Annotated in this window: 11 protein-coding genes; all 11 read right to left on the reverse strand. The window is 30.2% G+C overall.

The genetic code is table 11. The features are described 5' to 3' along the window. The coding region (locus QZZ48_RS10700; RefSeq protein WP_294965501.1) for a hypothetical protein at window positions 1-429 on the reverse strand (429 nt) is incomplete at its 3' end. Continuing rightward, window positions 419-1597: a glycosyltransferase family 4 protein gene (locus tag QZZ48_RS10705; RefSeq protein WP_294965504.1), complete on the reverse strand. Its 1179-nt coding sequence runs from the start codon at window positions 1595-1597 to the stop codon at window positions 419-421. The genes QZZ48_RS10705 and QZZ48_RS10700, both read right to left, overlap by 11 nt. After that, on the reverse strand, window positions 1597-1728 hold the full coding sequence (locus tag QZZ48_RS10710; RefSeq protein ID WP_294965506.1) for a hypothetical protein: 132 nt from the start codon (window positions 1726-1728) through the stop codon (window positions 1597-1599). The genes QZZ48_RS10705 and QZZ48_RS10710 overlap by 1 nt, the downstream gene beginning before the upstream one ends. Before the next feature lie 55 nt (window positions 1729-1783). After that, window positions 1784-2869 (reverse strand): hypothetical protein, encoded by a 1086-nt coding sequence (locus QZZ48_RS10715; protein ID WP_294965508.1) that lies wholly within the window; start codon window positions 2867-2869, stop codon window positions 1784-1786. An 89-nt stretch (window positions 2870-2958) separates the two neighbouring features. Next, window positions 2959-4335 carry a mannose-1-phosphate guanylyltransferase/mannose-6-phosphate isomerase gene (locus QZZ48_RS10720; protein WP_294965510.1) on the reverse strand — a complete coding sequence of 459 codons (1377 nt, stop codon included), beginning with the start codon at window positions 4333-4335 and terminating at the stop codon, window positions 2959-2961. Window positions 4336-4457: 122 nt separating this feature from the next. Then, window positions 4458-6911, reverse strand: a complete 2454-nt coding sequence (ppsA, locus tag QZZ48_RS10725) for a phosphoenolpyruvate synthase (RefSeq protein WP_294965511.1) — start codon at window positions 6909-6911, stop codon at window positions 4458-4460. A gap of 38 nt (window positions 6912-6949) precedes the next feature. Further along, the gene (locus QZZ48_RS10730) at window positions 6950-7558 is read right to left on the reverse strand and encodes a PEP/pyruvate-binding domain-containing protein (RefSeq protein ID WP_294965514.1); all 609 of its coding nucleotides are present in this window, start codon (window positions 7556-7558) and stop codon (window positions 6950-6952) included. Between the two features lie 116 nt (window positions 7559-7674). Next, a complete protein-coding gene (locus QZZ48_RS10735; RefSeq protein WP_294965517.1) occupies window positions 7675-8928 on the reverse strand; it encodes a response regulator in 1254 nt (417 codons plus the stop codon). A 181-nt stretch (window positions 8929-9109) separates the two neighbouring features. Further along, a complete protein-coding gene (locus tag QZZ48_RS10740) occupies window positions 9110-9973 on the reverse strand; it encodes a nucleotidyltransferase family protein (protein ID WP_294965520.1) in 864 nt (287 codons plus the stop codon). Window positions 9974-10037: 64 nt separating this feature from the next. Beyond that, window positions 10038-11531 (reverse strand): hypothetical protein, encoded by a 1494-nt coding sequence (locus QZZ48_RS10745; RefSeq protein ID WP_294965522.1) that lies wholly within the window; start codon window positions 11529-11531, stop codon window positions 10038-10040. Then, window positions 11531-12057 (reverse strand): glycosyltransferase family 4 protein (locus QZZ48_RS10750; RefSeq protein ID WP_294965524.1); only part of this gene is annotated, 527 nt, incomplete at its 5' end. The genes QZZ48_RS10745 and QZZ48_RS10750, both read right to left, overlap by 1 nt.

Raw genomic sequence — 12057 nt, forward strand, 5'->3', positions numbered from 1 at the left:
CTTTTCATGTTCTTTTAAAAAACTAGAATCACCTAGTAAAAGTTTATGTCCATGTCTCATGTCATAGCCAATAACAAGTCCATTTAGTCTCAAAAGCTTTTGTTTATTTATTGCTGAAACATCAATTCCAATATCATATTTTTTTGATATTTCTTGTAGTTTTGCATTGGCAAGTTCTACCTTCTCAGAATCTACTCTACCGTTATAAATATATAAAAGATCTAAATTATTATGAGGAGTAAACTTTCCTTCCTTTTTTACAATTCCACCTTCTCCTCTACCATATCCACCAATTAATATAAGCGCGGCAGTTTGGCTTTGAGTAAATATAGTTTTATAAACAAGTGATATATTTTCTAAAACTATATTTAAAAGCTCTTTTGTTTCTTTATTATCGTAATAAGTAAGTTTTTGATTATTAAACAGCATAGGAATCCTTTAATAAAAGAGATTCAAATAAATTATAAAGTTTAGTACAATGTATTTCTGGTGTGAAACTTTCATTGTAATTATTCAATCCTTGATCTCCCATTTTTTTCATAACGTTTGGATTATTGACACAAAAAGTTAAAAGAGAAGCTAACTTAACTTCATCATTTGATTCAAATGTAAAACCATTTTCTCCATCTATTAACCATTCTTTAATACCTCCGACATTTGTGCCGATAACTGCCTTGGCATGTTTCATAGCTTCTAGTCCAACTAAGTTGAAAGTTTCAGGAGCACGACTTGGAATAACCACAGCATATGCATTCATATAGTAATTACTAAGTTCATCAGGTGCTACTTTTCCATGAAACACAACCCTTGTTGAGATATTAAGATGTTTAGCTTGTTCTTCAAGTTCTACTCGCTGTTTTCCATCTCCACAAATATCTAAAATTATTTCATTGCTTTGAATCTTTGCAAAAGCATTTAAAAGTGTATCTACCCCTTTGCCTCTGACAAGCTGACCAACAAATAATAATCGATTCACTTCTTGAGTGATACCTTTATGGTATAAATTATTTGTATGTTTTGAAAAAAGAATAATCTTAGATATTTTTTCTTCCCTAAATCCATGCAGCAATAGATGCTCTTTCATATATTCAGATGCAACAACCATGTGTCTAAATTTTTTTAGCACATTTTGTACTGCTCTAACATTTGAGACACTGTTGATTGAGATATATGGAAAATCTTTCTTTTTGTTAATAAAGCCAAGGCAACTATAACAGTTTGCTCCTACAGCTTGAGTGCAAGTCTTATGTCCTATTGTGGTATATTTATGCTCACGTAGGCAAAAATGTTTATGATCGTGTATAAAACCAATTACAGGTATCTCTATCTGTGAAAGTTGTTTTAACACTTCTATATCAGCAACCTGATGTACATATATAATATCTGGCTTAATAAGATTTATCTGCTGTTTCAAGTCTACTAAAACACTAGCAAATGAAAACACTTTAGAATATTCATAACCTATTCTGCTGTTTACATTGTAAAGGAGAATGTTTTGAACATCATATCTTTGGCAAAGAACTTGCGCACTTTGATAAATATATGTCTCAGCACCTCCAGTGAAATTAGCTTCGTCATTAATCCAAAGAATTTTCATTACTTTTCCTTTTTAGAAATATTATGAAAACTTTTTTTTGCTACTTTAGGATTATATTGACCTAAGCCACCTGAGTAAGTAATGTTGTTAGAAGGTATTGTTTCAATGATTTTATTAAGTAATGGAAACATTTGGAACTCCTTTTATTTTATATAGTATATGCTATTTCATTGCAAATACATTGCATTAAGCAATAAACTGCTTAAGTTCTTGAATACACTCTCTTGAACGTTGAGTAACTAGGTCTTGGAATAAATAAATACTCTTATTAGAATTGTCTAGATTACTGAGTATAAATCTTTGAGTCTCCCCATCAAAACGAGAGTGAATAAACTTCACTAGTAATGTATATTTTTTACTATCTTTTTGGATTAATATACGCAGAGTATTATTATCTATCATGAGATTAGATATGTCACCATAACCGTGTATTTCATTAAATGAAATAGCTGATATTTTAATATCAGCATCACTCCCGAGTGAAATCAATTTGGCATTTAGTGGTTTCTTTAGCTCTACAGTTAAAGATGCTGGATAAATATTGTTATATTGCATTACAAAAAGATCTTTTAGAGTTATCTTATTTGACACATAATCTATATTATGTATTTTTGCACTTATACTGTATCCATATTTTTTTATTTGTATAATTGTTGATGAACTATTGTTTATAGCTGCTATCTGAAGAGAATCAGTTGAAAATGTATATAATCCATCATCAACATTCACTAAAATTGCTTTATTACTTATTTTCATTCCACAGTAATAGTTGATAAAATTCAAATTAATGCTTTCATTGCTTACAATGGTTAAAATCTTTTTAAGTATCTGATTAAATTTTATCCCTATATTCGCATTTTCATCAGCTTTTTCTAGAGTCGATATAACAGATATAATCTCATCGGTATTTTTACTTAAGTCTACTTTTTCAAAAATAAGTTCACGATTTATAGTAATTTGCTTAATAGAATCATATTCTTTAGTCATTCTATCTATGATAATATCAAGGTGTTCTTGTGGTGTAAACGGTAAAAGTACTTGTATATATTGTTTAGAATGATTGCAATATACAATATCTGAACCTCTAAAAGAGTCTATAATAAAAATTTTTATTTTTTTTGTTGTAATGTTTTCTGGAATAAAAACAGTTAATGATGAAATAGGATAGTTATACCTATTTGATGTATAAATCTCTCTAGAGTAAGAATTTAAAAAATCTTGTTTATTTGTTAATATAGTTATAAAACTATTTATTTTTTCGTAATTTTTCATAATACACCTCATATTTCTTTTCTCTTATAGTTATTATATGAAATGTGTTTGCAGAAATATTGCACTCTTCTTTGAAGAAGAAGATGACTTTAGGCTATACGATTAAAGTCATCTTCATATCTTACGATATCATCTTCTTCAAGATATTCTCCAACCTGAGCTTCAATCATTACAAGATCTATACGTCCAGGGTTTTCCAGTCGGTGCTTTTGACCTGCTGCTATATATGTAGATTCATTTGCCTTTAGAAGTTTTATCTCATCACCTACTGTAACTCTGGCTGTACCACTAACTATAATCCAGTGCTCATTACGGTGAAAATGGGACTGTAAAGAGAGACGTTTTCCGGGGCGAACTACTATTTTTTTAGTTTTATATGCTTGGTTGTTTTCTAAAACAGTGTAAGTCCCCCATGGTCTTGTTACAGTAGATGGAGTAGTCACAAGATCACTTTTTCGTTTTTGTAGTTCTTGGACAACTTTTTTAACACCTTGTGAGTTACCCTTGGTAGTTACTAAGAGTGCATCTGGAGTATCTACTATTATTAAGTTGTCAACATTTAGAGTTGCTATCATTCTATTTGATGAGACTATGCAGTTATTATTTGACTCTATAGATATAATATTTTTACTGTCTGTATCTATAAATGAACTATCACATATATCATCAAGAGAATCAAATGAGCCCATATCATTCCATTTAGAAGATAAAGGAACCACTTTGAAGTTTGATTTTAAATTTTCCATCAAAGCATTATCTATACTTATTGATTCTATATCTTTAACACTTGGCTCTGATATATAACACTCTTTATCAATTTTTTTTGCTTCACTAAAAGATACTTTAACAGCATTTAATAATTTAGGTATAACTCTTTTACACTCATCTAAAAAATGAGAAACTTTAAAACAGTATATTCCTCCATTCCAAAGATAATTGCCATTGTTTATAAATGATTTTGCAAGTTCTTTGTTTGGCTTTTCTACAAAAGACTTTACATTATTTTTATCATGAAGTATATAGCCAAAACCTGTTGATGCGAAAGTTGGTTTAATTCCAATTGCAACTATATTATCTTTCTTAGCAAGAGTAATTGCTGCACTAATACTTTTTTCATACTCTTGTTGATTTTGTATAATATGATCAGATGGCACAATGCAAAGAACCTCACTATTGTCTGAGTTAAGAGCTGCCATAATTATAGCTGCTGTGCTATTTTTAGCAACACTTTCCCAGATATATCTACTATCTATTTCACTTATTTCATATAGATGGTCAAGGACCAAAAACTTTTGTGATATATTAGATATAACCATAATTTTTTCACTGATATTCATATTACGTTCAACTGTCTTTTGAAACAGAGATTGACCACTGTTTACTCTAACAAATTGCTTAGGCATTAGAGTACGACTTACAGGCCACATTCTTGTTCCACTACCACCACTTAAAATTACTGTTGTCATAATATTTTCCTGTATTTAGTTTATATTGTAGTCTATGATGTATATGTGCAAATAGTTTGCATTATGAAAGTTTTAAGGGAGTTTCTATGAGAGATAAGTTTTTAGTTTATCTCTCATTATTATTAAGATACGTTGCTTAGTTGTGAAGTAAATATTGGAGTTACTTCAGTTGTTTCTTTTTGAAGTTTTTCTTCTAACTCTAATACTACATTCCACATTTTATAAAGTGAATCAGGGTTAAGTGAAATTGAGCTGATTCCTTCTTCAACTAGCATCTCTGTAATCTCAGGATAATCTGAAGGTGCTTGACCGCAGATGCCGATATACTTACCTTTTTTCTTAGAAGCTTCTATAGCCATTTTTATCATTTTTACAACTGCTTCATTTCTTTCATCAAATATATGAGCAATTTTTTCACTGTCTCTATCTACTCCTAAAGTAAGTTGAGTAAGATCATTTGAGCCAATAGAATAACCATCAAATACTTCTAGAAACTCCTCTGCTAAAATTACATTTGCAGGAATTTCACACATTGCATATATTTCTAAATCATTTTCACCTTGTACTAGACCTTGCTCGTTCATAATTTCGATTACATTTTTACCCTCTTGAACAGTTCTAACAAATGGAAGCATTATCTTAACGTTGTTAAGTCCCATGTCATCTCGTACATTTTTTAGTGCTTGGCACTCCCACTCAAAAGCTGGTTTATAACCATCGGCGTAGTATCTACTCGCTCCACGAAAACCAATCATTGGATTTTCTTCATCTTTTTCATAGTCCTCTCCACCAATCATATGCTTATATTCATTTGATTTAAAGTCACTTGTTCTAACTATTACTGGTTTAGGATAAAAAGCCGCAGCAATCATCGCTATACCTTCACTTAGATTATTTATGAAAAACTCTTTGTATGAGTTATGACCTTCACATAAAGCATTGATTTTATCTTCATCTTTAACATGCTTATTTTGTTCTAGATTATAAAGTGCCATTGGATGAGCTTTTATCGCGTTATTAATAATAAACTCCATTCTCGCAAGCCCTACTCCCTGATTTGGAAGTTTTGCAAAGGAGAATGCTTTACTTGGATCACCAACATTCATAAAGATTTTTGTTTGTGGAGATTTAAGAGCACCCATATCTATCTCTTGTTTTGTAAATTCCAAGATGCCATCATATACATTTCCGTCTTCACCCTCTGCACAACATACTGTTACCTCTTGATTATTTTTTAAAACTGTTGTCGCATCACTTGTTCCAACTACAGCAGGGACACCTATCTCTCTTGCTACTATCGCAGCATGACAAGTTCTTCCTCCATTGTTAGTAACAATAGCAGAAGCTTTTTTCATGATTGGTTCCCAGTCTGGATCTGTGATAGTAGTAACAAGGACTTCACCCTCATTAAACAGATGAAACTGATCTACATTCTCAATGATTTTAACTTTACCTGTACCAATTTTTTCTCCAACAGCTCTTCCTTTAGTGATAATACTTTTACTATCTTCATTAGCCTGAAGTTTATAAGTCACTTGAGTATTTGAGTTATTGTTACTTTGTACAGTTTCAGGGCGAGCTTGAACTATAAAAATCTCTCCGCTCTCACCATCTTTTGCCCACTCTATATCCATAGGTCTGTAACTCTTAGCTTGTTTGGAGTAATGTTTTTCAATTTTTAGACCAATCTCTGCAAGATAAAGAACCTCTTCATCATTTAAAGAAAAACTATTTTGTTCTTCTTGTGTAGAATCTATATTTTTTGTTCTTTGTCCCTCATCGTAGATAAGCTTGAACTTCTTACTACCAAGAGTATGTTTAAGTACTTTTCTTTTACCTTGTTTTAGAGTTGGTTTAAATACACTGTATTCATCAGGATTTACAATCCCTCCTACTATATTTTCACCAAGTCCCAAGCTAGAGTTTATCATGATAAGATTTTCACTACCACTTTCAGTATCTATTGTAAACATGACACCGCTGCTTGCTTTATCACTTCTTACCATTTTTTGGATGCCTACTGAGAGTGCAACATTAAAATGGCTATAATCTCTAGAGTGTCTATAGCTTATAGCTCTGTCTGTAAAGAGTGAAGCATAACATTCGTGTACTTTTTGGCACAACAAATCTACACCTTTGATATTTAGGTAAGTATCTTGTTGACCTGCAAAAGAAGCATCTGGTAAATCTTCAGCAGTAGCAGAAGAACGTACAGCAACGTCTACATTGTCAACATTGTAACGAGATGACAATTGTGCATATGCTTCTTTTATCTCTTCTTCAATACTTGTAGGAAAAGGGGTGTCCATAATAAGACTACGAACTTTTTGACCTTTTTGTTTTAGTACTTCTATATCTTCTACATCGATATCTGTAAGAATCTTTCTAATCTCATCTTTTATATTATTTGTTTGCAAAAATTTCCAGTAAGCATCACTAGTCAGCGCAAACCCAAACGGTACTTTTACACCCAAAGATGAAAGTTGTGTAATCATTTCACCTAAGTTTGCGTTTTTACCACCAACACTTTGTATATCGTTTATTCCTAACTTGTCAAAAAAGCTAATGCATTGCATAATATGTCCTTTATATTTTATTCTTATAAATAATAGCTTTAAGCTATCGCCAAACGTACATACTTCTCATTAAATCTCTTATCTTTAAGATGTATAATAAACTTTGCAGAAATTGAGAAATGACTATACCCTCTACTCGTTCTGTATTGAATTGCTCTATTTGTAAATAAAGAAGCATATCTTTCTTGAATCTTTTTATAAAGAAGATCAATACCTCCTAAATCAACATATTCGTTGTTTATTTTATTTAAATTAATATCTGGGATATTAACTGATTTTGTACTCTCACGAACTGCTGTATCAAACTCATTAGAGTTATAATAATCTGATAACTCTTCATAAACTGAGCTCAACTCATTTTTTAAGTTTTTTGGTAAAGGAGTATTGAAAATCAATTCTCTAATTTCTTCACCTTTATAATCTAGAGTTTGAGAATCTTTTAAATCAGAACCACTGAGAATATCAGTAATCTTAGTCTCAAGATTATCTGCTTGCAAAAATTCTAAATAAGCTTCATCATTTGTTGCAAAGCCATTAGGTACATTAACATTTACTTCAGAGATGTTATTCACAATCTCATTAATATCTGAATTTTTCGTACCAACATTATTGGATTTTTGGTTATTTAAATAATGAAGATATTTCATAACAAGTCCTTTTTTTCTTTATTTATTCTAGTATTATAAAAAGGTTGTGTGCAGAAATAATGCAGTTATAATTTAGGATTAATAATTGAAGTGATTATTTGAAAGGGGTAAATATATTATGAAACAATTTTTGTAAATTCTTCCTCGATGCTATTCATTACATCAGTTACATTGTTATTTTTAAAAGCTAAACTTTTAGCCTTTAATTCTAGTATTATTTCTTGATTTTTTGATGATGAGTTTTCTTTAAATATACTAATTTTGTCCTGTTGTGAGATTAAGAACTCTATTAAACTCTCTACATCTTTTTCAACTATTATTACAAAACTATTTTTTGCTAAATTTGCAAAATAATATTCTACTTCCAATAAAGACAGCTGATACTTAAAAATATTTGCAATTTTAATTTCTGCTTTTGTGCAAGAGTCACCTCCATGCCAATGTTGGATTGCTTCTGAATTATAAATACTCATCAATACTACAGAAAAAGGAGTAGTTTCTTTACATTTTTCCTCTATTTTTTCTCTGATATCCAAAGAGTTAGGTAGTCTAGTAAAAGGATTTAGATGTATACTTTGAGAATATGTTGTTATATCATATAAGTAAAAAGCATACTTACCTTCTTTAGCAAATTCATATATAGAATAAGTGAAAATCTTCTCGTTATTATTAACAATTAATTTAATTTTTTTTGTTTCTTCATTAGAAGTTAGTATTTCATTAACCAGTTCGACGACTGATGTTGCATATGAATAACCAGGTTCGTTAAGTAAGTACTTATCTAAATTTGAAAGTATATCTTGTAGTTCTTCTTCTGTACCATTTAAGGTTAAGGATAAAGCTTGTAGATTTGCAAGGACTAGAGTAGAGTTTTCTACTATAAAAATTGCATTATCTGTGTTATTAAATATTGCACGCATTTCTTCATTTTTTTCATTTAAACTATTTTTAAGTTGCTCATTTTCAATACGAGTTGTTATTTCTAAGCATACTTTTGCCAACACAGTTATCAAGTACTTTGAATTTACTGGTTTTGGGATAATTCTATCTATCCCTTGATTTATAAGAGGTATTAAATCCTTACTATCTTCAGATGCAGATATCACAACAATATTTTGAAATTTATTGATTTTTCTAATTTCTTTAATCATAGCAATACCATCCATATGTGGCATTATAATATCTGTAATTACTAAATCATACTCATATTCTTTATATAGTTCTAAACCTTCTTTTCCATTATGACATACATCAATTTCAGAAAAATATTCCGATAACAACTCTTTTATTATAAGCTGTGTTGTAACAGAGTCTTCTACATATAAAACATTTATTTTTTTTGATATTTTTTTGAATTCACTTACTGTCATATGTATTAGCCTTATCGAATTTAGTATTATTATATCTGTATAAATCAAAATAACATAATCTCATTTAATAAACTGAATTCCTACAGATATTAAAGATATGCTAAATAATACAAATATCTTCTTTACTTTACTTATTTTATATACTGATTTATAAGATTCATGATTTTTTAAATACATTTTATTATCCTGTATAACTGAATTTAGTATCGTAGTTTTCTATATTTACTTGTTGTGTATTGATCTCGTCTTTATTGTAATTTACTTGTAAACCATCTTTAGAAAAATATATGTCATTAATCTCATTATTTAGTGCCATAAGATTAGCTCTATAATAATCTTCAATAGTACCTATATCTATCCACTGAAAAGGAAGATTAATACCACAAAGTTTAATTCTTTTTTGAATAAGTTTTGGAAATAGATCTCCACCTATATCATAGTTTCCCTCAGCTGGGATATGTGAAAATATTTCAGGTTCAAAAAGATATATACCTGTGTTTACCAAATTTGATCGGGCTTCTTGTATTGTTGGTTTTTCTTGAAACGATACGATTTTGTTAAAAGAGTCAAGCTCAACTACACCATATTTATCTACACAATCACGAAAAACTTCTTTTAAAAGTATAGATGCTACTTCACCGCGTTGTTTGTGTATTTCGACAGCTTTTGAGAGGTCTGCATCTATGATAGCATCTCCACAAATCACTAAAAATGTATCATCAAAAAAAGATTTTTCATCTTGTATTTTTCTCATACCTGCGGCAGAACCAATCGCTTCTCCGTGACGAACTCCCTCGATTATTTTACCTTCAAATGAGTAGCATATAGAAACACCAAATTGTGAACCATCTTTAAAGTACTCTTCTATAGATTCTGAAAGATAACTAGTATTGATGACAATATCATCAAAGCCGTTAGCTTTTAGATTTTTTATAATTAGCTCCATTACAGGAACATCCAAAATTGTTAACATTGGTTTTGGTATAGAGTTTGTCAAAGGCTGGACTCTAGTACCTCTCCCAGCAGCTAATATCATAGCTTTCATAATTTGTCCTTTTTAAAGTTTATAATCTATTATAAAAAAGATGAGTGCAGATACTTTGCAATATTTAAAAACGACTTCTAAGCTCTTTTTTAAAAGCTAAAAGAGCATAAAGAAGTGTGAAGAACAAGACTATAATCATTCCATTTGCAAATAGCTTCAAGATAGAATCTGGAGTTATTACATCTTGTAATAAATAGCCAATATAAAGAGTAGATGCAAAAGATATAAAAAGTGGAATTAGATACTCTTTTATGTAGGTTTTCATACATGTACAAGAGTACTTAAGTGATACTGGTATATTATAAAAAAGAGCCAAAACAATATTTGGTATAAGTGTACCAATAGCCGCTCCTATCATTCCGTACTCTCTCACTAAAACTATACTAAGAACAATATTGCTAAAAGCTTCTATTAGTCCTACTTTCATTAACTGCATATGAAGTCCATTCATAAGTAGTACTTGAACCATAGAACTTCTAAAAACCACTAAAATATACATAGATATAAGTAGTATTTTTGCTGAGTCAACTGTTTGTTTATCACTAAGTTCTAGCCATAAAAAAAGTAGAGGTTCTATCAAGATAAAAGCTGGTACAAAAAGTAGTGTAGCGATTGCTGAGATGATTTTGTTTGAATGAATCAAAAGATTAGATAGCTCAGTTTTGTCATCACCTGCATTTAGCATAGCTGCTTTTGTTCCAAGGCTTTCATGAAACTGTGTTGAGAACTGACGAAACAACTCAGCAACTCTAGATGCTATCTGATAAACTCCAGCAAATGACACACCAGCTATAGCAGATATAATAATCTGATCTGTTCTAAATATAATGATATTGCTAAACATAACCATATAAGCACTTAGTGAAAACTTCATAGAACTTCGCACATCATTAAAATTTACTAAGTTCAAAGAGATTTTCAAATCTGCAACTTTTAGTTTTAGCACTATAAAAAAAGATAAGTTGTTTAAAAACTGAACACTCACAGCGGCTAAAGCAAAGATGTAAAGAGGTTGTTCCCACACTATACACTGCCATAAAAGAAAAGCGTTTAACACTACAAAAAAAGTATTTATATAGTTACGTATCTTTAATAGATGCATTCCTCTTAATATCTCTACACTAAAACCAAGAGAAAATGCTGCGGCACTTCCTAATCCAAATATCAAAAGTGTTAAGCTATATTCATCAAGTTTATTTGTATCTGCGATGACAAAAAACAGTTCTAGGTTTGTACTTAAAAAAAGAGCACTAGATGCAATTATCAAAGAGATTAGAAAATAGACAACAAAGTATGTAGAAAACAGAGCACTTATGTAGTGCATCTCATTAGATGCCATATACTCAGCACTCTTTTTTTGTATAGTTACTCCAAGACCAAATTCAAGCAATACAGAGTAACCAAAGATGCTCCACAGCAAAGCCCAAAATCCATAAGATTCTTGAGGCATTCCCAAGAACATTATTCTCACAAGAACTAAAGAAACAAGTATTTTAATTATAAGATGTATATAGTTTGATAGAGTAGCACTCATCATGTGTTTTTTATCGACACTCATTATGCTACTCCTGCTATATCTTTTAAAAGCTTTTCTACTTTAGTTTTAACCTTTACTATTGAGTAATTTTGCAATACATGCTCATAGGCATTTTCTTGTATTCTATTTAAATATTCACTAGTAAAATATAACTTTTCTATCTGAATCAACAAGTCATTTTTATTTTGTATATCAAATAAAAGACCATTTTTACCATGATCTATAATCTCAGATGGTCCATATAGATTTGTAGCTATAACTGCACATTTGTATGACATAGCTTCTATTATGACAAGCCCAAAGGGTTCACGCATTCTAGTTGGCATTAAAAGGATAGAAGCCTTTGAATATATCTCTTGTTTATCTTGTACTTTTCCTCTAAACTTCACGCTTGAAGCAATTGGTCTTGCTAATTCTTTACACTTATCTATATAGTCTTTATTCCCGTCACCGTATATATCAAAACTAAATGAGCTATCAGGATGCATTTGTGCAAATCTATTTAATGCATCTATAGCTAAATCAAGACCTTTTTCCTCTTCTATAC

The organism is Sulfurimonas sp., assembly GCF_016744025.1.
GTDB lineage: Bacteria > Campylobacterota > Campylobacteria > Campylobacterales > Sulfurimonadaceae > Sulfurimonas.

What these genes read in the sequence shown, in the direction of transcription:
- QZZ48_RS10730 (WP_294965514.1), bottom strand. Translation starts at nt 7,558, where the DNA reads ATGAAATATCTTCATTATTTAAATAACCAAAAATCCAATAATGTTGGT.
- ppsA (WP_294965511.1), bottom strand. Translation starts at nt 6,911, where the DNA reads ATGCAATGCATTAGCTTTTTTGACAAGTTAGGAATAAACGATATACAA.
- QZZ48_RS10710 (WP_294965506.1), bottom strand. Translation starts at nt 1,728, where the DNA reads ATGTTTCCATTACTTAATAAAATCATTGAAACAATACCTTCTAACAAC.
- QZZ48_RS10715 (WP_294965508.1), bottom strand. Translation starts at nt 2,869, where the DNA reads ATGAAAAATTACGAAAAAATAAATAGTTTTATAACTATATTAACAAAT.
- QZZ48_RS10745 (WP_294965522.1), bottom strand. Translation starts at nt 11,531, where the DNA reads ATGAGTGTCGATAAAAAACACATGATGAGTGCTACTCTATCAAACTAT.
- QZZ48_RS10720 (WP_294965510.1), bottom strand. Translation starts at nt 4,335, where the DNA reads ATGACAACAGTAATTTTAAGTGGTGGTAGTGGAACAAGAATGTGGCCT.
- QZZ48_RS10735 (WP_294965517.1), bottom strand. Translation starts at nt 8,928, where the DNA reads ATGACAGTAAGTGAATTCAAAAAAATATCAAAAAAAATAAATGTTTTA.
- QZZ48_RS10705 (WP_294965504.1), bottom strand. Translation starts at nt 1,597, where the DNA reads ATGAAAATTCTTTGGATTAATGACGAAGCTAATTTCACTGGAGGTGCT.
- QZZ48_RS10740 (WP_294965520.1), bottom strand. Translation starts at nt 9,973, where the DNA reads ATGAAAGCTATGATATTAGCTGCTGGGAGAGGTACTAGAGTCCAGCCT.